Source organism: Bradyrhizobium sp. KZN70725 (genome assembly GCF_055264925.1).
Genome location: NZ_JBUYWT010000032.1, coordinates 63,148 through 86,650 on the forward strand (window position 1 = coordinate 63,148; position 23,503 = coordinate 86,650).

Here is a 23,503-nt window from a genome sequence, read left to right on the forward strand (position 1 = left end):
GCAGGTAGCTAGCCGGTAAACGGAGGAATCCAATGATCCACGCCACTTGTCATACCGCCGACAATGTTCGCTGCATCGAGTTCGATGCCACACCGTGGTTCAGCGAGGCTGACGCTCCGAGCATTATCGATTTGGCTCAACGAGGATGGACCAGCACTGCGATTGCAGATTCCCTTGAGCACAGACGAGGATACGAACGCCTCCACGACCTCATTGAGTATGCGGCGAAGCGACTGCAATTGGAGTCTTTGGAAGACCCAACCTGGGAAACCTTCGAGTGTGTCGTCGATGGACCCGAGGCCGTCGCCTGGCTCGAGAAAAACCGGCCCAACGTTATGGAAAGAATCCCCTAAGCTGGGGGAATCGCAGCAAAGGCTACAATTGAACGGCGGCGAACGAAGCGGAAATGGCGCACCCGACACGATTCGAACGTGTGACCTTTGCCTTCGGAGGGCAACGCTCTATCCAGCTGAGCTACGGGTGCGTGCAGGGGTTCATTTAGCTGATTGGCTCCGCGTCGGCAACGGCGTTGTCCAACTGGTTAAGGGCTGTAAACTGGCTCCCGACAGTATGACAGGCCGCGGAAAAAGGCTGTCTTTCGAGGGAGTTTGCCCATGCGTCCGCTGGAATTCGGCTGGTATCTGCCCACGCATGGCGACACCACGGCCTATGGGCTGATGGAGGCCCAGATCGCCGGTTCGCCGGAACTCTGCGAGCGCGTGGTCGCGGCCGCCGAGGACGCCGGCTTCGAGTATCTGCTGATCCCGGTAGGCTCGGTGTGCTGGGAGGCCTGGATCACGGGCGCCTTCATGGCGGCGCGCTCCAGCCGGATCAAGCCGCTGATTGCGGCGCGGCCCGGCTATATCAACCCGGTGCTGATGGCAAAGATGATCTCGACCTTCGACCAGATGTCGGGCGGGCGGATCTGCATCAATCTGATCGCCGGCCAGAACGAGAGCGAGGTCGAGGCCGAGGGCGTGCGCTATGCCAAAGAGGAACGCTACGCGCTGATGGAGGAGGAGGTCTCGATCCTCAAGGCGCTGTGGACGACGCGCGGCCCGGTGCATTTCCAGGGCAGGTTTCACACGATCTCCGGCGCGCATATCAGGCCGCGTCCGTTGCAGCAGCCGTTTCCGAAATTCTATCTCGGCGGCGGCTCGCGGCAGGCCTGGGAGGTGTCGGCGAAGCATTCCGACGTCCATCTGTTCTGGGGCGACCTGCCGGAGCGCATCGCGGAGAATATCGCCGAGATTCGGCGGATGGCGCGGGCGCATGACCGCGAGGATGCGATCGGCTTCGGCATGCGGCTGCAGGTGATCTGCCGCGAGAACGAGACAGATGCCTGGGAGGCGGCCGACCAGCTGGTGCGCCACGCCACCGAGCGGCAGAAGCAGGAGATGAAGACGCTCTACAATCGCTCGGAGGCCAACCAGCGCGTGCAGCAGCTCGCGCGCGACTACGGCGATCTCCTGATGCCGCATCTGTGGACCGGCATCACCAAGGTGCGGCCCGGCGCCGGCATCGCGGTGGTCGGCGATCCCGCGCAATGCGCCGCGACCTTGCAGCAGTTCATCGATGCCGGTTGCCACTCCTTCTGCCTGTCCGGTTATCTGCACGACGAGGAGGCCGAGCGGTTCGGCCGCCTGATCCGCCCGATCCTCGCCGCCAACAATCATGGACGGCTCGTGGCCTGAGGTGCGGGTGCGGAAGCTTTCCGAAAATTCACGGGTGAATCTGCGCCTGACGCGCCATGATCCAGCCGAGCTCGCGGCAGCAACGGAGTCGAACCATGCATCACCGGGCCTGGCTTGCGGCCGCGGCATTGCTCGTCGTGGCGGCGGCGCACGTACCCGCGGCGTCCGCGACGCAGGCACAGACCGAGCGCGACCGGAAACCGGTCAAGGAGATCGCCAATGCGCGGATTGCCGTCGGCAAAGCGAGCTTTCCGCTCTACCTCTCGGCCGACTGGTCCAACCCGCTGCCGGATGTTACGCGCGCGGTGCTCGTGCTGCATGGCGTGCTGCGCAATGCCGACGACTATTTTCGCGCGGCGCTGAGCGCGCAGGCCGCGGCCGGCGATGCCGGCGAGCATGCGCTGATGATCGCGCCGCAATTCCTGATCGAGTCCGACGTCGAGGCCTTCAAGCTGCCGGCGGAGACGCTGCGCTGGAGCCTCTATGGCTGGCAGGGCGGCGAGCCTGCGCTCGCGCCGAGCGCGGCGAGCTCGTTCGAGGCGCTCGATGCCATCCTGGCGAAGCTCGGCGACCGCAAGCTGTTTCCGAACCTGCAGCAGGTCGTCGTGTTCGGTCATTCCGGCGGCGGCCAGGTGGTGCAGCGCTATGCGATCGCGGTGAAGGGCGATCAGCTGCTGCTGCGCGAGGGCATCGGCGTGCGCTATGTGGTCGCCAATCCGTCCTCCTACGCCTATTTCACCAAGGAGCGGCCGGAGCCCGCGATCGCGGCGAACTGCCATGGCTACAACAGCTGGAAATTCGGTATGGACGACCGCCCGCCCTATCTTGCCGAGCCTTCGCCGGCTGCGCTGGAGCAGGCCTATGTCGCGCGCCGCGTGATCTATCTGCTCGGAACGCTCGACACCAACCCCAATCATCCCGCGCTCGACAAATCCTGCATGGCGGAGGCCCAGGGGCCGTACCGTTACGCGCGCGGGCATTCCTATGCCGCCGTGATGCAGGCCCGCGACGGCGGCGCGCCAAACCACAGCGTGTGGGATGTGCCCGGCGTCGGCCATGCCGGCGGCAAGATGCTCAATTCGCCCTGCGGCCTGACCGCCGTATTCGACATCCCCGGCTGCGAAGCAGCGCGCTGAGCCCCCCGACACCAGAATTTGTGCGCGGAGACGGTGGCAAGCGGCACAGAGATCGCCTACGCTTGTGCCGCGAATGGAGCAGCACGACCGACAGCTCGATGGAGAACATCATGAGAGCAGGTTTGATCACGCTTCTGACAGCCGGTGCCTTCCTCGGCTTGACCCCGGCCAACGCCGCAGAGGGATGCGGTGACGGTTGCCACAGGACCTCACGAGGTGCCTGCGTGATCGACGGCTGGGGCACCGCCGCGCGGGTCAGGAATGAGTGTCCCGCCACCTCGCGCCCGCGCCCGCCGTGTGGTGGCGCTGGCTTCGTCTGGCGGCGCGACTACCAGGCTTGCAGCCAGACCACGAAGGATTGGCTCTAGTGTGCTGAATGCGAAGTTCGTGCGATTTCGCGGCAGCCACTTTCACGAACTTCGCATTCATAAACCACTAGAATCATAAGTTTGCTAGTGTCCTTATCGAATCCGAAGTTCGCTCCGAAGGTGCGGCAAATGATGCGAACTTCGGATTCGGGACACTAGCCGTCGACGGCCTGGCCAGCGTCACGCCGGCACGATCACCTTGCCGATCGGCCACAGCGCGATGCCGGCAAGCTTGAGATGCGCCCAGGCGAACGGGATGCCGATGATGGTCACCGCCAGCAGGATCGCAGTGATCACATGGCCGATCGCGAGCCACCAGCCGGCCAGGATGAACCAGATCAGATTGCCGATCACGCCGAGCGGTCCGGTACCGATGTCGGACGTGCCGGTCACCTCATCGCGGCGCACCGCACGCGAGCCGAACGGGAGCAGCGTGTAGACGGCGATGTTGAAGGCGGCGCGCGCCCAGGGCAGCCCGATAATGGTCACAGCCATGATCACGGCGGCGACCAGCCAGCCGAACGCCATCCACGCGCCGCCGATCAGGATCCAGAGGATGTTCAGGAGGATAGATACAGGCTGCATGGCTGACACCTTCGCGCCGCTTGGGACTGCTCTTTATATACGCCGCCGCCCGGCGCTGCGGTAGGTGTGGCCTAACCGCGCGCCTGCCGTGACGAGGCGCTTCACCGGCGGCCGGCACCGAACGACAGCTGGCACCTCATTGCATCCATCGCGACGGCAATTAATCTCGCGCGGCCGGGCAGGGCGCAAAGACGCCTGCACCGAAAAGGGAGAACAACAATGAGAACAATATTCGGAGCAGGGATCTTGGCGGCGCTGGCATTGTCGGTGTCGGCCGTGCGGGCTGAGGACGCCGTGCGCTTCGCGCCGCTGAAGGCGGAGGAGCTGTCGCCGGCGCAAAAGGCCTGGGCCGACATGATCAGCGCGCCGCCGCGCAATGCCAAATTCACCGCGCCGCCCTACCGCGCCTATATCCGCAATCCCGATCTGGCACCAAAGCTGTCGAACCTGTCGGAGTATCTGCGGTGGAATACCTCGCTGCCGGCGCGGCTCAGCGAAATGGCGATCCTGATCACGGCGCGGCACTGGACCGCGCAATATGAATGGTCCGCGCACCATCCGCTGGCGATCAAGGGCGGGCTCGATCCGAAAATCGCGGACGCGATCGCCAAGGGCACGCGGCCCGAGAGCATGAAGGACGACGAGGCCGCGCTGTACGATCTCGGCATCGCGCTCTATCGCGACAAGAAGGTCAGCGACGCTGTCTACAAGGCGGCGCTGGATAAATTCGGCGAGCGCGGCATCACGGATATCATCGCCATCATGGGCTATTACGACATGGTCTCGATGATGCTGATCACGATGCAGGCCGGTCCCGCGAATAACGGCGTGCAGCCGTTGGCGGTGCTGGAGAAGTAGGGCGTCTGCAGTGGTCTCGCGTTCTTACCTCTCCCGCCTGCGGGGGAGGTCGACGTGCGCGCAGCGCGCGGCGGGTGGGGGCTCTCTCCCCAGTTTTGACTCGTGGTGAAACCCCTACCCCAACCCTCCGCCGCAAGCGGGAGAGGGAGCGCAGTCACATCGCGCGCTTACCGCCGGAAACCGCTGGCGCGCGAATAACCCTGGCGGCCTTCCTGGGCGGGGCGCGCGGCCATGCTGGCGCGCGTTTCGCTGGCGACCGGCGTCGCCGGCTTCAAATCCTCGAGGAAGATCGGTTTGGCGAAGTAATAGCCCTGGGCATAGCGGATCTTGGTCGCGGCCTGCAGATAGGTGAGTTCCTCGTAGGACTCGATACCCTCGGCGATCACGGTCATGCCGAGCGCCTCGCTCAGCGATTCGATTGCGCGCAAGATGCCCTGGCTGCGCGGCCGCTGATGGATGTCGGTGATGAAGGAGCGGTCGATCTTGATCTCGTCGGCGGTGATATCGGCGAGCGCCGACAGCGACGAATAGCCGATGCCGAAATCGTCGATCGAGATGCCGACGCCGATGCCGCGCAGGATCGGCAGGATCTGGTCCTGGAAATGCGACCGCGTCACGAACGCGTCCTCGGTTACCTCGATCATGAAGCGTTTGGGGAAGCCGGTCTCCTCGAGCGCGCGCGCGAACCGGCGCATGAATTCGAGGTTGGAGGCCTGCTTGGCGGCGACATTGATGCTGATCGTCGCCGTCGGACCGAACGTGTCGTTGATCAGGTCGATCGACTTGACGATCTCCGCCAGCACCAGGAACGTCAGCTCGTCGATCAGGCCGAGCTCGACCGCGAGATCAATGAAGGTGCCCGGCGCCTGGATCACGCCCTCGTCGTCGCGCAGCCGCACCAGCGCCTCGATGCCCTTCACCTCCTGGGTGCGGATATCGACCTTGGCCTGGAACGCGCAGCAGAAGCGCTTTTCCAGGATCGCCAGCCGCAGCGACTGCTCGATCTTCATCCGCGCCAGCGCCTCGCGCTCCATGCTGTTGTCGAAGAACGCGGTCGAGCCCTTGCCGTTGTTCTTGACGCGGTACATCGCGATATCGGCATTCTGGCGCAGCGCCTCGTAGCTCCGGCCATGCATCGGATAGAGGCTGACGCCGATCGAGGTCGAGGCGAAGATCTCGGAGTCCTCGATGAAGAACGGCGCCTTCAGCCGCTCCTGCATGACATGGATGAATTCGGCGACTTCGTCATTGCCGCTGATCGGGTTGAGCAGCAGCAGGAATTCATCGCCGGAGATGCGCGACAGGATATCGGTGTCGCGCAGCGCGTGGCCGAGTCGCTTCGACAGCTCAACGAGCAGCGCATCGCCGATCGCGTGGCCGTAATAGTCGTTGATGTGCTTGAAGTTGTCGACGTCGAGGAAGGCGAGCGCGAAATGGCCTTGCGAATCGTCGCGGATCAAGCCGTTGACGCGGTGCTCGATCACCCGGCGGGTCGGCAGGCCGGTCAGCTCGTCGTAATAGGCCGAGCGGAACAGCTGGTCCTCGAACGCCTTCTGCTCGCTGATGTCGGTCGAGGTCGAGATCAGGAGATTGCGACCGGCGATCCGGACGGGCCGGTGCGAGGTCAGGAACACGTATTTGGATGCGCCGCAGGAGAGCGTTTCCTCGAGCACCACCGGACGGCCGCTGCGCAGCAGGTCCAGGTTGGCGGCGTGGCGCTCGTCGACCGGGGACGGCTGGCTCGCGCTGGCGGCCAGCTGCAGCTGGCTCGCGGCTGCTTCATTCACCAGGATGATCTGGCCCTGCTCGTCCTGGACGGTCACTCCCGCCGGAAGGAGTTGGAGAAGGTCGCGCAGGATACGCAATTCATTGCCGGAAATATCGTCTTGGCCGGGCACTGCCGCGCCCGCCTGAAAATCGTGTCTGGTGAGACTGTGCATGCGCCGACCTTGGCAAAGTCCGTTGTAGTTTTGGTTAAGCGGACCTGCGAAATGCCGTGACAGAATGAGACCGCGACGGCTTTCGCAAGCCGTCGCGGCAATCGTCATTAACAGAGTATCAATGTCGGCTGCGACCGCTGCTGAAAGCGATTGCGCAGCGCGCGGTTGCATCAACACATGCGCGTGCGCCGGAAAGCCGACTTATCAACAGCTCGGAAGCTTGCACTGCATGGTGCAGTGAACACCGGTCTTCAGGTAACTGATCTCGGTCTTGCCGTCGAACGGCCGCAGCGCCGACTTGAGCAGCTTGGTGCCGAAGCCGGCTTCGCCGATCGTCTCGACCACTGGTCCCTCGGTCTCGTCCCAGATCACGTTGAGACGTCCGTCGTCGACCGTCCATGACACTTGTAAAAATCCGCGCGGCGAGGAGAAGGCGCCGTATTTTCCGGCGTTGGTTGCGAGCTCATGGAAGATCAGCGCCAGCGAGACGGCGAGCTTGGCGGGCAGGAACAGCTGCTCGCCATTGAGGTTGAACCGCACGTGGCCGTAGGGCCCGAGTTCCGAGCGCAGCAAATCCTTGATATCGCAGCCATAGCCGTCGACCCGCGCGATCAGATCGTCGGTCGCCGAGAGCGCGCGGATGCGATGGTCGATGCGCTGCCAGACATCGGGCCGGTCCTGCAGCGCCTGATGCAGTACGGCATGAATGGTCGAGGACTTGTTCTTCAGCCGGTGCTGCAATTCGTCGACCACCACCTTGCGGTACTGCTCTTCCTCGATCAGCCGTTTGGAAACTTCGCGCTGCTGTGCGACCAGGGAACGGTAATGCTCGACGCCCCAGATCGCGATGCCGCACACAACCCAGAAGATCATCAGCAGCGCAAAGCGCGCAGGATCGGCGTGCGCGCCGCTGAAATTGAGCACGACGCCGAGCAGGCCGCTCGCCAGCGCGGTCGCGATCCCGATCCGGAAACCGCCAAGGGCGGTGGCAAAGAACACCGCCGGGAAATAGGGCGTGAAGAACACATCCGGCCGGATCTGGGCGAGCCCGAAGCGCGCGGCCGTGGCCAAAACGAGACAAAGCACCGCGAAGGCGACCGCAAGCCGCACCGACGGCTGGGCATCGCCCCGCCAACACGCCCTGAAATCGTCGATCCACTTCGCCATCGGTCGTTCCAGTTCACGTGAACAGGCGACCCAAAATAAGGCCGCTGCGACCGAAAAACCGCAGTTGTGGCCTTCTGGCCACAGGCGGACCTTGCGAGCGTGGCGGCTTGCAAGTGCTTGTATTGGCAGCAGGAGCTGGGGAATATCCGCAACATCATACGTAAGTTGAGGGGACCGACATGGGACGGCTGGACGGCAAGGTCGCGGTGATCACAGGGGCGACCAGCGGCATCGGGCTGCGCACGGCGGAGATCTTTGTCGCGGAGGGCGCGAAGGTGGTGATTGCCGGACGCCGCGCGCCGGAGGGCGAGGCACTGGCGCAACAGCTCGGCGAGACCTGCGTGTTCCGTCAGACCGACGTCACGGTCGAGGAACAGATGCAGGCGCTGATCGCGCTTGCGGTTGAGAAGTTCGGCCGGATCGACTGCCTGTTCAACAATGCCGGCGGCCCGGCGCAGACCGGGGGCATCGAAGGCCTCGACGTCGAGCGGTTCGATGCCGCGATGGCGACGCTGGTGCGCAGCGTCATGCTCGGCATGAAGCATGCCGCGCCCTACATGCGCAAACAGGGCTCCGGCAGCATCATCAACAATGGCAGCATCGCCGGACGGCTCGCCGGCTTCTCGTCGTCGATGGTCTATGGCGCCGCGAAGGCCGCGGTGATCCATTTCACCAAATGCGTGGCAATGGAGCTCGGCGAGTCCGGCATCCGCGTCAACTCGATCTCGCCCGGCGCGATCGCCACCGGCATTTTCGGCAAGGCGCTCGGGCTGTCGACGGAAGCGGCGGAGAAGACCGCGGCCGTGATGCGCGAGGTCTACAAGGCGGCGCAGCCGATCCCGCGCGCCGGACTGCCCGACGACATCGCGCATGCCGCGGTGTTCCTGGCGAGCGACGAATCGAGTTTCATCAACGGCCATGACCTCGTCATCGACGGCGCCATCACCGGCGGCCGCAACTGGAGCCAACAGCAGGCCGGCTACGTCGCGCTGCGCAAGGCGTTCGATCAGGGCGCGGGGTAGCAGCATCCGTCATTGCGAGCGACGCGACTTGTCCGCCGAAACCGTGGCGAAGGCGGAAGCAATCCATAGCGTGCACTGCCGATTCCTTCAGGGCGAGGAAAAAGTATGAAGTGCGTCTTGATCACGGGCATGTCTGGAACGGAGAAATCGTCCGCGATCGAAGAGTTGGTTGCGCGAGGTCATCAGGCTTACGACCTTGACACATTCGAATGGTCTCACTCGCACGCGGCATGTGCGGGTGATGACGCCGCATTGTTTGGCGTTTGAAGCGCAAACCACCCCCACCGTCGTCCCGGCGCAGGCCGGGACCCATAACCACGAATGGTGATTGTTGCCCAATGCTGGAAGGACGAGCCCCTTTCACAACACCCGCCGCGGCGTATGGGTCCCGGCCTGCGCCGGGACGACGGCGGTGGGTGTGGCGCGAGCTGGCGTTCTTTCTTCCTCCAGCGCTTTTTCTTCCTCCAGGAAGGATCACAAATCACGCCTTCTGTTTCGCCGCGGCCTTAGTAAGATCCGGTGCGTTCACGGCGGGGATCGCGACGCGGCCGGGGCCGGTTTGCTGGAGGGCGGCGGCGGCCTTGTCGTTCTGCATGATCTTGGCCATGACAGCCTGGCCGGCGCGCTCGAACACGGCGCGGTTGTCGATCAGGAACTGGCGCGACTTGCGCAGGCCGTCGATATAGCCGTTGATCTCGGGCACGACATAGCGCGCGACCATGTCCCAGCTGCGGCGGGTATTTTCCGGATTGGCCCAGTCGTGCGCGAAGCCGATGATCGAGCCGACGCCGCCCGACACATCGACCAGGTTCTTGATCATCTTGATCAGATCATCCGGCGTGCCGATGGTGGACGCGGCGCCTTCGACGAACGCGGTCTTGTCGACGGCCTCATCGGGCGAGGAGAACGCGGTCAGGCCCGGCCGCATCAGGGTGCCGACGTTATATTCGTTGTGCCAGCGCATCAGCCCGGCACCGGCCTCGCGCCGCGCCTGTTCGCGGGTCTCGGCGATGTGCCAGGACAGCAGCACGCGCCAGTTGGCGCGGCTCACCGTGGTGCCGGCCTTCTTGGCGGCATCCTCGGCGAACTGCCATTGCTGCGGCAGCGCCATCAAGCCCTGGGTCGACATCGAGCCCAGCGAGATGATGCCGATGCCGTATTTGCCGGCGAGCGTCATGCCCGACGGCGAGATCTGCGAGGCCACGACGAACGGCATGTCCTCCTGCAGCGGCAGGATCTGCAACGCGGCGTCGTGCATCTCGAACCAGTCGGTCTTGGCGGTGACGCGCTCGCCGTTGAACAGGCGGCGGATCACCGCGATCGCCTCGTCCTGGCGATCGCGCTGGGTCATCGGGTCGATGCCGAGCGTGTGGGCGTCGGAAGCGAGCGCGCCGGGGCCGGAGCCGAAGATGGCGCGGCCGCCGGTCATGTGGTCGAGCTGCACCATGCGCTGCGCGACGTTGAAGGGGTGGTGATAGGGCAGCGAGACCACGCCGGTGCCGAGCTTGATGCGCTTGGTGCGCTCGCCGGCGGCGGCCAGGAACATTTCCGGCGAGGCGATGGTCTCCCAGCCCGAGGAGTGGTGCTCGCCGCACCAGAATTCGTCGTAACCGAGCGCGTCGAGCTGCTCGACGAAATCGAGGTCGCGGCGGAATTGCAGCATCGGATGCTCGCCGATCGGGTGATGCGGGGCGAGGAAGGCTCCGAACTTGAGGCGCGCCATGGGTCGTTCTCTCCGGACTATTGTTATCGGGGGCTTTCCGCCAACCTACGGGGTGGCCCGGGGCAAGGCAATGCTCGGGGGTTGCGGCGGTCGCATGGTTGTTGCGCAAATCGGCGGCGATTGCCGCCGTCCGGAATGTTTCCTAGCGCGTCAACGCAAATTGGCAGCCGGGGCTCGAGCGTCTGTGATCCCGGGCTTACCTCGCAGGTAATCGAAGCGATGACCGGAATCTGCTGATGTCCGCTGTAACGTCATTTCGGGCAGGACAGGACATGCACCAGATCGTTTCGACGCGAGCGGACACGTCCCGCCGCTGGTGGGTGCTGGCGATCGTAGTGTCGGCGCAATTCATGTTCGGGGTCGATGCCTTCATCGTCAACGTCGCGATCCCGACGATCGCGGCGGAGCTGCACGCGACGCCGGCAGAGATCGAGGCCGTGATCGCGATCTACCTGATCGCCTATGCCACGCTGGTGGTCACCGGCGGCCGGCTTGGCGACATCCATGGCACCAGGAACGTGTTCATCGCCGGCGTCGCCGGATTCTCGGTGACCTCGCTGTGGTGCGGTCTCGCGCAGTCCGGGCCCGAGCTCATCGTCGCGCGGCTCGCGCAGGGTGCAACCGCGGCGCTGATGGTGCCGCAGGTGCTGGCGACGCTGCATCTGCTGTTCTCAGACGCCAGCCGCGCGCGGGCGTTCGGCATCTACGGCATCGTGCTGGGGCTCGCGGGAGCCGCCGGCTTCATGCTCGGCGGCGTGCTGGTGACGCTCGATCTCGCCGGCCTCGGCTGGCGCGCGGTGTTTTTCGTCAACGTGCCGTGCGGCGTCGTCATCATTGCGGCGGCGCTGAAGATCATGCCGACGGTACCGCGCCGCGCCGGCACGCGGCTCGATATCCCGGGCGCAATCGTGCTGTTCGCGGGCCTGCTGTGCCTGATCGGTCCGCTGCTGTTTGGCCATGATCTCAACTGGCCGGCATGGGTCTGGCTGGTGATGGCCGTGGGCATCGCCGTGATCGCGACCTTCGTGCGGCTCGAGCGGTCCGTCGCGCGCCGCGGCGGCATGCCGCTGATCGATCTGTCGCTGCTGTCGGATCGCGCCTTCATGCGCGGCCTGGTCGCGGTGTTTTTCTTCTTCTTCGCCAACCTGTCGTTCTACCTGATCATGACCATGTTCATGCAGAAGGGCTTGCAGATTCCGCCGCTACAGGCCGGGCTGGTGTTCGTGCCGCTGGCGCTGACCTTCGTGGTTGCCTCGCGTCACAGCGGCGTGCGCGCCCGGCATCGCGGCACGCTGGTGCTGATCGAGGGCTGTGCGCTGCAGATCGTCGGTCTCGCCGTGCTCGTCGCAACGATTGAGGCGGTCGCGGCACCGTCGACACTGTTGCTCGCGCTGATGCTGATGATCTTCGGCTATGGCCAGGGGCTTGTCATGGCGCCATTGTCGAGCGCGGTGCTCGCGAGCGTGCAGCCCGCCAGCGCCGGCGCCGGCTCCGGTATGTACGGCACGACGACGCAGATCGGCAACGCGGCCGGCGTCGCCGCGATCGGCGCAGTCTTCTTCGCAATCGAGAGTACGATGTCAGCACGTCTGGCGCTGTTTGCGGCATGCGCATTGTTTGTGCTGTCGATCGCAATTTCAGCCGCATTTCTGTCATGGATGCGCCGCGCCACGGCGTGAATCCGGCGCCACGCGGCGCGCATTCCTGAAAAGTTGGTGCTCAAACAAGGTGCTACGGCAACTATTTCGGCCGGCCCGCGGCGCGATCACGCATTAACGCCGATTCTCACAATTCCGCAGGGAAAGACAGCACACGGCCTTTTCATTTTGCAGTGCAGCAATTATCTGATCGGGTGACACAGAAGACTAAATCACCTCAGGAGTTGCTGTTGTCCCTGATCAACAACGTCGAATTTCTGCGTCATCTGCCGAAGATGAACGCGTTCAGCGGCCTTGGCGCACTCGCGCCGGCCGTGCCGACGCCGCTCGTCGAGACGACCGAATTCGGCGTCAACCCTGGCGATCTGAAGATGTTCTCGTTCGTGCCCGCGCAGCTGGCGCGGTCACCCGCGCTCGTCGTGGTGCTGCATGGCTGCGGCCAGACTGCAGCGTCCTACGATCTCGGCGCCGGCTGGTCGGCGCTTGCGGCGCATTACGGCTTCGCACTGCTGATGCCGGAGCAGCAGGCGTTGAACAACGGCAACACCTGCTTCAACTGGTTCAACCCGCAAGACATCGCGCGCGGGCACGGCGAGGCCGCGTCGATCAGGCAGATGATCGCGCATCTGGTCGGCACGCATGAGATCGACCCGCGCCGCATCTATGTGACGGGTCTGTCCGCCGGCGGCGCGATGGCCTCGGTCATGCTCGCGACCTATCCGGATGTGTTCGCGGCCGGCGCCATCATCGCCGGCCTGCCGTTCGGCGTCGCCACCGATCTGCGCGAAGCGCTGCACGCGATGATGCATGGCAGCGCGCTCTCCGCGCCCGAGCTCGGCGGTCTGGTGCGCAACGCGTCGACGCATGGCGGCGCCTGGCCGAAGATTTCGGTGTGGCACGGCAGTGCCGACCGCACCGTGCATCCCGGCAATGCCGATGCAATCGTGCGGCAGTGGCTCGACGTGCACGGCCTGCCGCTTGCCGCGATGTCGAAGGCGGATGTCGACGGCCATCCGCGCGAGGTGTGGTGGAACGCGGACGGCGAAACGCTGGTCGAGTCCTACACCATCGCCGACATGGCGCATGGCACGCCGCTCGGGCTTGCCGACAATGACGAGCGCTATGGCGTGGAGGGCGCGTTCCTGATCGAGGCCGGGATCTCCTCCTCCTATCACATCGCGAGCTTCTTCGGCCTGACCGACAAGATCCGTCAGCCGCATATCGCGCCGACCGGAATTCCGCGCGAGCGCGCTGACACGGTCTCGATGACGGTACCGGTGCCCGCGGCCGAGCCGGAGGTGGCATCCGGCCGCAAGAGCGATCGGCCGCGCAAGCGACGGAGCAAGGGTGTCGATGTCGGCGGCGTCATCACGCGGGCGCTCACCGCCGCGGGGCTGATGAAGTAGCTACATCTCGCCGGTCAGGAACGGATTCGTCATCCGCTCCTGGCCGATGCTCGATCCGGCGCCATGGCCGCAGATGAAGCCGACATCGTCGCCGAGCGGCAGCAGCTTGTCCTTGATCGACTGGATCAGCGTCGGATGGCTGCCCCCGGGCAAATCGGTGCGTCCGACCGAGCCGGCGAACAGCACGTCGCCGACATGGGCGAAGCGCAGCTCCTTGTTGAAGAACACCACGCTGCCCGGTGAGTGGCCGGGGCAGTGCAGGATGTCGAAGGTGAGATCGCCAATCGAGACCTGATCGCCCTCATCGAGCCAGCGGTCAGGCCCGAAATTGCGCACCCCGGTCATGCCGAAGCGCGCGCCGCTCGAGACGACATTGTCGAGCAGATATTTGTCGGTGATATGCGGGCCCTCGATCTTGACCTGCAGCGCGTCGCGCAGTTCGGCGGCGCCGCCGACATGGTCGATATGACCGTGGGTCAGCCAGATCTTCTCGACCGTCACGCCGGTCTGCTTGATCGCGGCTTGGATCTTCGGCACGTCGCCGCCCGGGTCGATCACCACGGCCTTCTTGGTGGGCTCGTGCCAGATGATGGTGCAGTTCTGCTCGAACAACGTCACCGGCACGATGATCGCGCCGGCCTTCGGTTTGGTGTCTGTTGTCTCGTTCATGGGGGCACCATAGGCTTCCGGGAAACGCCGTCAACACGCGCTGGAAATGCGGCTGCCCCGGCGTGTGATCCCAAAAAGGACCGTGATAAGGTCACCTCCAGCAGAATAAGTTCGTGAGCAGGCCGGTACGCGGCTGCTCTCGATCATGATTCAAGTCCTCGCAGTCCGGAACTTCATGACCCAGGCTTCCAAATCACCGCTCGGCGGACCCCGGACCACCGCGCGCGCCTTCTTCGTCGCGGATCGCATCAACACGTCGGGCCTCGAGCGCGGCGACGTGCTGGCCACGACGCCGCTGGCGTTTCGCGTCAATGAAAACGGCGTGGCGATCCTGTTCCGCTACGGCGTCGTCGTGCTGATCGGCCTCAATGCGCTGGAGGAGGATGAATTCCTGCGCAGCCTGCAGTCGCGCATGACCGGCCTGTTCACGCGGCGCGAGGAGGAGATCGCAATCATCGAGCTCGCCGCCGAGAAGGAGGATCAGATTCCGCCGGGCGGCCCGATCTATCTGCAGGGCCTCTCGCCGGAGCGGCTGATCCTGGTCGGCGAGGCGTTGGCGAAAAGCGTGGTGCTGGCGCGGCACGAGCGCGAGGTCCGGGCAGTCTTCGACACGACCGAGCCGCTTGCGCGTGAGCTCGCCAAGGGCGGCCGCGTCCATCGCGGCCGCGTTGCGATCCTCAAGCACATCGGCAACGCGCTGCTGGTGCGGCATCGCGTGGCCGGACCGGTGGAAGTGTCGGAGAAGCCCGATATCCTCTGGGACAAGCCGCAGCTCGAGCGCCTCTACGCCAGGCTCGAGGACGAGTATGAATTGAAGGAGCGTGCGGAGTCGCTGAACCGCAAGCTCGCAGTCGTCGCCGAAACCGCGCAGGTGCTGACCGACATCATCGACACCAGCCGCTCGCTGCGGCTGGAGCTGATCATCGTCTTCCTGATCCTGTTCGAGGTGCTGATCACCATCTATCAGCTGGCGATGGCCCGGCATTGAACGGGCTACAGCGGCCGAATCCGGCCATCTTTCCGTCCCGAATTGTGCGTCATCCCTGAACCGATCGGCCACTCCGGGCGCGGAGCGGCCTGGGCCGGGCTGCGAGCTTGGGGGGACGGGATGGATCAGGACAACAGGGACTGGTGGCGACGCGGCGTTTTCTATCAGGTCTATCCGCGCTCGTTCGCGGATAGCGACGGTGACGGCGTCGGCGATCTCAGGGGGATCATCACGCGGCTTCCCTATCTGACGCGGCTTGGCGTCGACGCGGTCTGGCTGTCGCCGATCTTCCCGTCGCCGATGGCTGATTTCGGCTACGATATCTCCGATTACACCGGCATCGATCCGTTGTTCGGGACGATGGAGGATTTCGACGCGCTGGTCGCGGCCGCGCACGATTCCGGCCTCAAGCTGATCCTCGATCTGGTGCCGAACCACACTTCCGACCAGCACCAATGGTTCATCGAGGCGAAGAGCTCGCGCGATAATCCCAAGCGCGACTGGTACATCTGGCGCGATCCGGCGCCGGATGGCGGCCCGCCCAACAACTGGCTGTCGGAGTTCGGCGGCAGCGCCTGGGCGTATGACGAGGCCTCAGGCCAATACTATTATCACGCCTTCCTCGCGCAGCAGCCCGATCTCAACTGGCGCAATCGCGAGGTCAGGGACGCGATCTACGACGTGATGCGCTTCTGGCTGCGCAAGGGTGTCGACGGTTTTCGCGTCGACGTGATCTGGCACCTGATCAAGGATGCCGACTTCCGCGATAACCCGACAAACCCGCATTATCGCGCTGGCCGACCGCCGCACGAGAAGCTGCTGACGCAATATTCGACCGATCAGCTCGAGGTGCACACCGTCATCACCGAGATGCGCGGCGTCACCGAGGAATTCGACAACCGCGTGCTGATCGGCGAGATCTATCTGCCGCTGCATCGGCTGGTCGCCTATTACGGCAACGATCTGCGCGGCGCGCAGATGCCGTTCAACTTTGCGCTGCTGTCGACCTTGTGGAGCGCGCGATCGGTCGAGATGATCATCGCCGACTACGAAAAGGCGCTGCCGCCGGGGGCATGGCCGAACTGGGTGCTCGGCAACCACGATCGGCCGCGGGTGGCGAGCCGGGTGGGGCCGGCGCAGGCGCCGGTCGCCGCGATGCTGCTGCTGACGCTGCGCGGCACGCCGACGCTCTATTACGGCGACGAGATCGGCATGCGCCAGGTTGCGATTGCGCCGGATCAGGTGCGCGATCCCTTTGAGAAGAACGTGCCGGATATCGGCGTCGGCCGTGACGGCTGCCGCACGCCGATGCAATGGAGCGCCGAGCGCCATGCCGGCTTCTCGACGGCTCCGCCGTGGCTGCCGCTGGCGCAGGATTTTGCCAGCGACAATGTCGCAAGTCTCGAAGCCGAGAGGACGTCGATCCTCAATCTCTACAAGGCGCTGATCGCGCTTCGGCGAAGGCTGCCGCAGCTCGTCCATGGCAGCTATGAGCCGGTGGCGGCGCACGGTGATGTGCTGCTCTACCGGCGGCGCAGCACTGAGGGCGTCGCCGTGATCGCGCTGAACTTCGGCGCGGCCGCCGCGTCGGTCTCCTCGAGCGCGATCGGCTTCAGCAATGAAGTCCTGCTGTCGACCTTGATGGACCGGCAGGGCGAGAAGGTCGAAGGCGTGCTCGATCTGCGCCCCAATGAGGGCGTGATCCTCGGACCACATCAGGACGATTGACGCCGGGTGCGGGGCTCCATGGTATCGATGTCGCTGCGCTTGAGCAGATAGTCGAGCCCACCGACCCGATACCAGCGATAGCCGTAGGCCTCGATCAGAAGCTTGTGGCGACCGGCCTCGTCGGCGCGGCTGTGGTCCTCGGTCAGGAGATTGACGAGGAGTTTGCCGGCGTCGTCGGGCAGACCGACGTTGAACGATATCTCGAGCGGCTTTTCCGCGAAGTTGTGCACGAACAGCACCGAGTTGTTACGCCAGTCGTACCGGATGATCAGGATGGCGGGATTGTGGCTTGCGATAACCTTGAAATCTCCCCAGCCGACCTCGGGGACTTCCTTGCGCATGCGGACGATGCGCTCGGTCCAGTTCAGCATCGAATTGGGGTCGCGCCGTTGCTTGGCCGCGTTGACGTGCTCATAGCCATACGGTCCATTGTCGATGACGGGCACACATGGCCGATCGCTCTCGGTGAAGCCGGCGTGTGGCTCGGTCGACCATTGCATCGGTGTGCGCGCGCAACCGCGTTCGGGCAGGTCGAGATTGTCGCCCATGCCGAGCTCATCGCCGTAGCGGATCACGGGCGTGCCGGGAAGCGTGCACATCACGCTGTAAGCGAGCTCGATGCGTCGGCGGTCGCCGCCCAGCATGGGCGCAAGCCGTCGCCGGATGCCCCGGTCGTAGAGCTGCATGCTCTTGTCGGCACCGAATGCCTCGAACACCGTCTCGCGCTGCGGCTTCGACAGGCGGCCGAGGTCGAGTTCATCATGATTGCGCAGGAACAAGCCCCATTGGGCGGTCGCGGGCCGTGGCTTGGTCGCCGTCAGTGCCTTCGCCAACGGCTTCGTATCCGCCGACGCCAGCGCGTAGAACAGATGCTGATTGACATGGAAGTTGAACATCATGTGCATCCGGTCGCCGTCACGCCCGAAATATTCCATGTCCGTCTCGGGCAATACGTTGGCTTCAGCGAGGATGATCGCGTTGCCCTGGCGCCATTGCAGGAATTCCCGAAACGATCGCAGCATGTCGTACTGCTCGACCGGCTTGCGCCTGGAGGCGCCCTTGGTCGCGATCACGAAGGGCACGGCGTCCATGCGGAAGCCCGAGACGCCGAGCTGAATCCAGAACCCCATGATCTTGAGGATCTCGGCTTGCACATGCGGGTTCGATGTGTTGAGGTCCGGCTGGAAATCGTAGAAGCGATGAAAGTACCAGGCGCCGGCTTGCTTGTCGCGCGTCCAGGTCGATTTCTGAACGCCGGGAAACACCATGCCGGTGTTGGCATTGGCGGGCTTCCTGTCCGACCAGACATACCAATCGCGGTACGGCGAGTCCTTCGAGCTGCGCGCCGATCGAAACCAGTCGTGCTGATCCGAGGTGTGATTGACGACGAGGTCGATGATGACGCGGATGCCGCGCTGCTGGCAGCCATGGGTAAATTCAACGAAATCGCCCAGCGTGCCGTAGCGCGGATCGACGTCGTAATAATCCGAGATGTCGTAGCCGTCGTCCCTGTTGGGCGAAGGCTGAAACGGCATCAGCCAGATCGCGGTGATGCCGAGCCCGTGCAAATAGTCCAGGCGCCGGAGCAGACCGCTGAAATCACCGATGCCATCGCCGTTGGCATCCATGTAGGTGCCAACCGACAGGCAGTAGATCACTCCGTTCTTGTACCAGAGGTCGTCGATCACCAGGCAATCCTCTCCAGTCCCACCCGTGGCGGCGGCCGGGAGGATAAGCGGTGAAGCGGCGACGGGTTCCTGCGGAGCGCCGTCCCGCAACAGAGCCGGACGACGCTCCGCGCCGGCCTGACGCTGCCGCGCTCTATCGGTTGGGCATGATCTTCGTGGAAAGCCGGCTTTCACTTTTCCGGATCATGCTCTCGTGGAATCGGCTAATCTTCGCGCAATGGACTCATCCGCCCGCCAGATCGCGCTTGTGCCCGCGTCCGACCGACGCCAGTCGGAGACCGCGCTTGCGATCGCGCGCGGAACGACGAGGCTTCTGAGATCGCTGGGATTTTCCTGCATCAGCGAATTGCCGCTGCCGTCCGGCCGAAGAGCCGATCTGGTCGCGCTGAACGAGCGCGGCGAGATCTGGATCGTTGAGATCAAGTCATCGGTCGAGGATCTGCGCGCCGACCAGAAATGGCAGGACTACCGGATGCATTGCGACCGGCTGTTCTTCGCCTTCACGCAGGATCTGCCGTGCGAGATCTTTCCCGTCGACACCGGTTTGATCATCGCCGACGCCTATGGCGGGCATCTGCATTGCGAGGCGCCGGAGCATCGCCTGCCGGCGGCAACCCGCAAGGCGATGACGGTGCGCTTTGCCATGGCCGCGGCGCAGCGCATCAACCGCCTGGTCGATCCGCAGGGGCACGAGTTTTAGCGAAGAACATTGCTGCCCCGTCATCCCCGCGCAAAGGCCTCGCCTTTGTCGCCGGAGGCGCGAGCGCAGCGAGCCTCGAAGGATGAATCGGCCCGGCTGGTGACCGTCGACCCTTCGAGACGCGCGCAAGGGCGCGCTCCTCAGGGTGACGGACAGCTTTGTTGGATTCCGTAGGATGGGTAGAGCGAAGCGAAACCCATCAGCTTCGGGACACCGGGAGAGAGGATGGGTATCGCTTCGCTCCACCCATCCTACGAAGCTGCCCACCCTACAAAAGCAAATGGCCGGGACGAGCCCGGCCATCGCGAAAACAAATGAAGCGATCGCTTAGCGCGGTGCGCGCTTGGCGAGGATGCGCTGCAAGGTGCGGCGGTGCATGTTGAGGCGGCGCGCGGTCTCCGAGACGTTGCGGTTGCACATCTCGTAGATGCGCTGGATGTGCTCCCAGCGCACACGGTCCGCCGACATCGGATTGGCCGGCAGCTCGGACTTCTCGGTGCCGGTCGCGAGCAGCGCGGCGACGACGTCATCGGCGTCGGCGGGCTTCGAGAGATAATCGACGGCGCCCATCTTCACCGCGGTGACGGCGGTGGCGATGTTGCCGTAGCCGGTCAGCACGATCGCGCGCGCCTCGGGGCGCTTGCGCTTCAACGCCGAAACGACGTCGAGGCCGTTGCCGTCGCCGAGGCGAAGATCGACGACTGCGAAAGCGGGCGCGGCGCGGCCGATCTCGGCGAGACCATCAGATACCGTGTCGCATGACTTCACCGCGAAACCCCGCGTCTCCATCGCGCGCGACAGCCGTTCCAGGAACGGCTTGTCGTCCTCGACGATGAGGAGCGAGCGGTCGGCATGGTCATTCAGTTCAGTAATGGCGTTCACGATCCATTTTTCCCTGTGGCAGACCCCTAATATATGGGGTCCTACTGCGGCGCTGCCAAGGCAGCCGAAAGTCGCGTGCTCGTCCGGAAAGAGCAATGCATCCGTAATGCCAGGGTTGCGATTAAGAATCGTTCTTAGGATTCGGTTTCGTCGCCCGGCGCGGATTCCTCAAAGCGCTCGCGCGGCCAGACGATCTGCACCACGGCGCCGTGATCGGGAAAGGTGCGATTGGTAAACGACACCTTGGCGCCGGTGCGTTCCAGCAGCGTCCTTGCGATGAAAACGCCCAGACCGAGGCCCCCACGTGGGTTTTGGGCCTCATCCGCACCTCGGCGACGCGACAGATACGGCTCGCCGATCCGCTTCAGCATGTCGGGCGCGATGCCCGGACCGTCGTCGGAGACGACGACTTCAACGGTCTCGGCGTTCCACCACGCGTTCACCTCGACGGTCTGGTGCGCGAAATCGACCGCATTTTCGAGAATGTTTCCGACGCCATAGAGGATCGCCGGATTGCGCGCGGCGACCGGTTCAGGCGTTGCTGCGACAGCAAGCCGCACCTTGATGTTGATGCCGAAATCGCGATGCGGCGCCACCGCCTCCTCGATCAAGGTCGACAGCTTCATGGTGTCGAACGGCGCACCGCTCGATGACAATTGCGCGATCTTGCTCAGGATGTCGCGGCAGCGCTGCGCCTGCTCACGCAGGGTCTTGAGGTCGCCGGCGATCGCCGCGTCATGCACCGTCTTCTCGAGCTCGCGCGAGATCAGGAAGATCGTCGACAGCGGCGTTCCGAGCTCATGCGCGGCGGCGGCGGCGAGGCCGTCGAGCTGAGTCAGGTGCTGTTCGCGTGTCAGTACCAGTTCAGTCGCGGCCAGCGCATCGGAGAGCTGGCGCGCTTCCTCGGTCACCTGGAATGCGTACAGACTGGTGACACCGATCGCGAGTAGGATCGAAAGCCAGACGCCGATCAGATAGATCGGCGGCAGTACCAAGGGATCGTCGGCATCCCAAGGCAGCGGCAGATGATAGAAGAACAGCGCCGAGGCGCAGGCGACCGCAAGGCAGCCGAGCGCGATCGTCAGCCGGATCGGCAGCACGGTGGCCGAGATCAGGACCGGCGCCAGGAACAGGAACGAGAACGGGTTCTGCAATCCGCCGGTGAAGTACAGGAGCCCGCCGAGCTCGACGATGTTGAAGGCGAGCAGGGCGGCGGCATAGGCCGGCTCCAGCCGCTGCATCGGGTTGAAGGCGATCTGCAGTGCAAGATTGAGCAGCGCCGAGAACGTCACGATGGTGACGCAGGGGACGATCGGAACGTCGAATTCCAGTCCCTGCGCCACGATGAAGATGGCGACGAGCTGGCCGAGCGCGGCGAGCCAGCGCAGCCGCAGGATCGTATCCAGGCGGACGTAGCGGCGGGGTTGGCGGAAATCGGAAGCGACGTCGGTCATCCCGGGACCTTAGCTGTGCCGTGGGCGGCGCACAAATTCGCGACTTAGCGCAACGATGCAGGGCGAGCCTTTAATTACCGCCAAGCCTTTAATTACCGCCGAGCCTTGCGCTTATTGTCGCAATGGCTCAATGACGGCCATATGCAACAGGTCGGGACAGGTCAGAGGCAAGCTCCGGCGGCTGAACAAGGCGAGTCGGCCGCGATCGACGTCGCGCATCTGGTCAAGGTCTACAAGACCACTCGCGCGGTCGACGATATCTCGTTCCGCATCGCGCGCGGCAGCATCACCGGCCTGCTCGGCGGCAACGGCGCCGGCAAGACCACGACGATCGCGATGATCATGGGCCTGGTGCTGCCGACCTCGGGCAGCGTCGAGGTGCTCGGTGCACGAATCCCCGAGCAGCGCTACGACGTGCTCGGCCGGATGAACTTCGAAAGCCCCTACGTCGACATGCCGATGCGGCTCACGGTGCGGCAGAACCTGACCGTTTTCGGGCGCCTTTATGCCGTGCAGCGTTTGCGTGAGCGGATCGACCAGCTCGCCGACGATCTCGATCTCAAGGAATTCCTCGACCGCTCCAACGGCAAGCTCTCTGCCGGGCAGAAGACCCGCGTCGCGCTGGCGAAGGCGCTGATCAACGAACCGGACCTCTTGCTGCTCGACGAGCCGACCGCCTCGCTCGACCCGGATACCGCCGACTGGGTGCGGCAGCATCTCGAGACCTATCGCAAGACCCATAACGCGACCATCCTGCTGGCGTCACACAACATGCTGGAGGTCGAGCGCCTCTGCGACCGCGTCATCATCATGAAGCGCGGCAAGATCGAGGACGACGACAGCCCCGACCGGATCATGGCGCGCTACAACCGCGACACGCTGGAAGAGGTGTTTCTCGACGTGGCGCGCGGCCGGGTGCGGGAGGGCGCGCCAGAGGACACACCATGAGCGAACTCGTCAGCCAGCACCAGCACACCATTTCACTGCAACGCATCAACGCGATGGTGCTGCGCTATTGGTATCTCCTGATGTCGTCATGGCCGCGGCTGCTGGAGCTGGTCTACTGGCCGGCATTGCAGATCATCACCTGGGGCTTCCTGCAGAATTACATCTCGCAGGCATCCGGCTTCTTCGCCAAGGCGGGCGGCACGCTGATCGGTGCCGTGATCCTGTGGGACATCCTGTTCCGGGGGCAGCTCGGCTTCTCGATCTCGTTCCTGGAGGAGATGTGGGCACGCAACCTCGGCAACCTGATGATGAGCCCGCTGAAGCCGATCGAATTCCTGCTCTCGCTGATGATCATGAGCCTGATCCGGCTCGCCATCGGCGTGATCCCGATGACGCTGCTGGCGCTGTTCTTTTTCGGCTTCAACTTCTACGCCATCGGGCTGCCGCTGATCGCGTTCTTCTGCAATCTGATCTTCACGAGCTGGTCGGTCGGCGTGTTCGCCTCGGGCCTCGTGCTGCGCAACGGGTTAGGGGCGGAAAGCATCGTCTGGACGCTGATGTTCGCGGTGATGCCGCTCGCCTGCATCTACTATCCGGTCGAGGTGCTGCCGGCCTGGCTGCAAGCTGTCGCCTGGACGCTGCCGCCGACCTATGTGTTCGAAGGCATGCGCTCGCTTCTGATCGATCACGTCTTCCGCGCCGACCTGATGGCGTGGGCGCTGGTCATCAACGCGTTCCTGTTCGCTGCCTCTTTTGCGATCTTCCTTTCCCTTTTGCAGAGCGCCAAGCGCAACGGGTCGCTGCTCGGCGGTGGTGAATAAATGTCACTTTCTCGTGGATTCTCGGCCTTTTAGCCCGATATCGCCCCCAGATTCGGCTCGCGGCGCAT

21 protein-coding genes and 1 tRNA gene are annotated in these 23,503 nt (G+C 64.3%); 13 read left to right on the forward strand and 9 right to left on the reverse strand.

Annotated features, from left to right (window positions below):
- Positions 1-32 precede the first annotated feature (32 nt).
- A complete protein-coding gene (locus ACZBJS_RS26705) occupies positions 33-353 on the forward strand; it encodes a hypothetical protein (RefSeq protein WP_076824610.1) in 321 nt (106 codons plus the stop codon).
- A gap of 54 nt (positions 354-407) precedes the next feature.
- Here the strand turns inward: ACZBJS_RS26705 and ACZBJS_RS26710 are convergent.
- Positions 408-484, reverse strand: a tRNA-Arg gene (locus ACZBJS_RS26710).
- 130 nt (positions 485-614) lie between these two features.
- Here ACZBJS_RS26710 and ACZBJS_RS26715 point away from each other — a divergent pair.
- The 3 genes from ACZBJS_RS26715 to ACZBJS_RS26725 all read left to right on the forward strand — a co-directional run bounded on the left by ACZBJS_RS26715 (position 615) and on the right by ACZBJS_RS26725 (position 3,198).
- Positions 615-1,694: an LLM class flavin-dependent oxidoreductase gene (locus tag ACZBJS_RS26715; RefSeq protein WP_168856590.1), complete on the forward strand. Its 1,080-nt coding sequence runs from the start codon at positions 615-617 to the stop codon at positions 1,692-1,694.
- A gap of 95 nt (positions 1,695-1,789) precedes the next feature.
- Positions 1,790-2,830: an alpha/beta hydrolase gene (locus ACZBJS_RS26720; protein ID WP_456783194.1), complete on the forward strand. Its 1,041-nt coding sequence runs from the start codon at positions 1,790-1,792 to the stop codon at positions 2,828-2,830.
- Between the two features lie 110 nt (positions 2,831-2,940).
- On the forward strand, positions 2,941-3,198 hold the full coding sequence (locus ACZBJS_RS26725; RefSeq protein ID WP_156436045.1) for a GCG_CRPN prefix-to-repeats domain-containing protein: 258 nt from the start codon (positions 2,941-2,943) through the stop codon (positions 3,196-3,198).
- Positions 3,199-3,378: 180 nt separating this feature from the next.
- Here the strand turns inward: ACZBJS_RS26725 and ACZBJS_RS26730 are convergent, their stop codons facing one another.
- Positions 3,379-3,783, reverse strand: coding sequence for a YccF domain-containing protein (locus ACZBJS_RS26730; protein WP_016843571.1), 405 nt, complete (start codon positions 3,781-3,783; stop codon positions 3,379-3,381).
- 219 nt (positions 3,784-4,002) lie between these two features.
- On the opposite strand from ACZBJS_RS26730, the gene ACZBJS_RS26735 reads away from it, so the two are divergent.
- Entirely contained in the window at positions 4,003-4,641 is a 639-nt protein-coding gene (locus ACZBJS_RS26735; protein WP_057015382.1) for a carboxymuconolactone decarboxylase family protein, read from the forward strand.
- A 167-nt stretch (positions 4,642-4,808) separates the two neighbouring features.
- On the opposite strand, the gene ACZBJS_RS26740 is transcribed toward ACZBJS_RS26735, so the two are convergent.
- The gene (locus tag ACZBJS_RS26740) at positions 4,809-6,581 is read right to left on the reverse strand and encodes a putative bifunctional diguanylate cyclase/phosphodiesterase (RefSeq protein WP_057015383.1); all 1,773 of its coding nucleotides are present in this window, start codon (positions 6,579-6,581) and stop codon (positions 4,809-4,811) included.
- Between the two features lie 204 nt (positions 6,582-6,785).
- Complete coding sequence (locus ACZBJS_RS26745; RefSeq protein WP_057015384.1) at positions 6,786-7,748, reverse strand: sensor histidine kinase; 963 nt, start codon at positions 7,746-7,748, stop codon at positions 6,786-6,788.
- A gap of 179 nt (positions 7,749-7,927) precedes the next feature.
- On the opposite strand from ACZBJS_RS26745, the gene ACZBJS_RS26750 reads away from it, so the two are divergent.
- Positions 7,928-8,770 carry an SDR family NAD(P)-dependent oxidoreductase gene (locus ACZBJS_RS26750; RefSeq protein ID WP_225648490.1) on the forward strand — a complete coding sequence of 281 codons (843 nt, stop codon included), beginning with the start codon at positions 7,928-7,930 and terminating at the stop codon, positions 8,768-8,770.
- Between the two features lie 481 nt (positions 8,771-9,251).
- Here ACZBJS_RS26750 and ACZBJS_RS26755 read toward each other — a convergent pair whose 3' ends face one another.
- On the reverse strand, positions 9,252-10,493 hold the full coding sequence (locus tag ACZBJS_RS26755) for an LLM class flavin-dependent oxidoreductase (RefSeq protein WP_076824620.1): 1,242 nt from the start codon (positions 10,491-10,493) through the stop codon (positions 9,252-9,254).
- Between the two features lie 272 nt (positions 10,494-10,765).
- Between ACZBJS_RS26755 and ACZBJS_RS26760 the strand changes: the two genes are divergently transcribed.
- Both ACZBJS_RS26760 and ACZBJS_RS26765 read left to right on the forward strand, forming a co-directional pair.
- Positions 10,766-12,172 carry an MFS transporter gene (locus ACZBJS_RS26760; RefSeq protein ID WP_463439478.1) on the forward strand — a complete coding sequence of 469 codons (1,407 nt, stop codon included), beginning with the start codon at positions 10,766-10,768 and terminating at the stop codon, positions 12,170-12,172.
- A gap of 209 nt (positions 12,173-12,381) precedes the next feature.
- Positions 12,382-13,557 (forward strand): extracellular catalytic domain type 1 short-chain-length polyhydroxyalkanoate depolymerase, encoded by a 1,176-nt coding sequence (locus ACZBJS_RS26765; RefSeq protein WP_463439479.1) that lies wholly within the window; start codon positions 12,382-12,384, stop codon positions 13,555-13,557.
- On the opposite strand, the gene ACZBJS_RS26770 is transcribed toward ACZBJS_RS26765, so the two are convergent.
- On the reverse strand, positions 13,558-14,226 hold the full coding sequence (locus tag ACZBJS_RS26770) for an MBL fold metallo-hydrolase (protein WP_463439480.1): 669 nt from the start codon (positions 14,224-14,226) through the stop codon (positions 13,558-13,560).
- 175 nt (positions 14,227-14,401) lie between these two features.
- Here ACZBJS_RS26770 and ACZBJS_RS26775 point away from each other — a divergent pair, with 175 nt between their 5' ends.
- Both ACZBJS_RS26775 and ACZBJS_RS26780 read left to right on the forward strand, forming a co-directional pair.
- Positions 14,402-15,214, forward strand: coding sequence for an RMD1 family protein (locus ACZBJS_RS26775; RefSeq protein WP_057015413.1), 813 nt, complete (start codon positions 14,402-14,404; stop codon positions 15,212-15,214).
- A gap of 120 nt (positions 15,215-15,334) precedes the next feature.
- Entirely contained in the window at positions 15,335-16,942 is a 1,608-nt protein-coding gene (locus tag ACZBJS_RS26780) for an alpha-amylase family glycosyl hydrolase (protein ID WP_463439481.1), read from the forward strand.
- Here ACZBJS_RS26780 and ACZBJS_RS26785 read toward each other — a convergent pair.
- Positions 16,930-18,630, reverse strand: a complete 1,701-nt coding sequence (locus tag ACZBJS_RS26785; RefSeq protein WP_463439482.1) for an alpha-amylase family protein — start codon at positions 18,628-18,630, stop codon at positions 16,930-16,932. The two genes, ACZBJS_RS26780 and ACZBJS_RS26785, sit on opposite strands and share 13 nt — an antisense overlap.
- Before the next feature lie 217 nt (positions 18,631-18,847).
- Here ACZBJS_RS26785 and ACZBJS_RS26790 point away from each other — a divergent pair, with 217 nt between their 5' ends.
- On the forward strand, positions 18,848-19,330 hold the full coding sequence (locus ACZBJS_RS26790; RefSeq protein WP_057015390.1) for an MmcB family DNA repair protein: 483 nt from the start codon (positions 18,848-18,850) through the stop codon (positions 19,328-19,330).
- Positions 19,331-19,657: 327 nt separating this feature from the next.
- Here ACZBJS_RS26790 and ACZBJS_RS26795 read toward each other — a convergent pair whose 3' ends face one another.
- The gene (locus tag ACZBJS_RS26795) at positions 19,658-20,212 is read right to left on the reverse strand and encodes an ActR/PrrA/RegA family redox response regulator transcription factor (protein WP_016845514.1); all 555 of its coding nucleotides are present in this window, start codon (positions 20,210-20,212) and stop codon (positions 19,658-19,660) included.
- 134 nt (positions 20,213-20,346) lie between these two features.
- A complete protein-coding gene (locus ACZBJS_RS26800) occupies positions 20,347-21,666 on the reverse strand; it encodes an ActS/PrrB/RegB family redox-sensitive histidine kinase (protein ID WP_168858264.1) in 1,320 nt (439 codons plus the stop codon).
- Positions 21,667-21,807: 141 nt separating this feature from the next.
- Between ACZBJS_RS26800 and ACZBJS_RS26805 the strand changes: the two genes are divergently transcribed.
- Together ACZBJS_RS26805 and ACZBJS_RS26810 are read left to right on the forward strand one after the other, a co-directional pair.
- Positions 21,808-22,614 carry an ABC transporter ATP-binding protein gene (locus ACZBJS_RS26805; RefSeq protein WP_316395257.1) on the forward strand — a complete coding sequence of 269 codons (807 nt, stop codon included), beginning with the start codon at positions 21,808-21,810 and terminating at the stop codon, positions 22,612-22,614.
- A complete protein-coding gene (locus tag ACZBJS_RS26810; protein ID WP_463439483.1) occupies positions 22,611-23,435 on the forward strand; it encodes an ABC transporter permease in 825 nt (274 codons plus the stop codon). The genes ACZBJS_RS26805 and ACZBJS_RS26810 overlap by 4 nt, the downstream gene beginning before the upstream one ends.
- Positions 23,436-23,503: the final 68 nt, after the last annotated feature.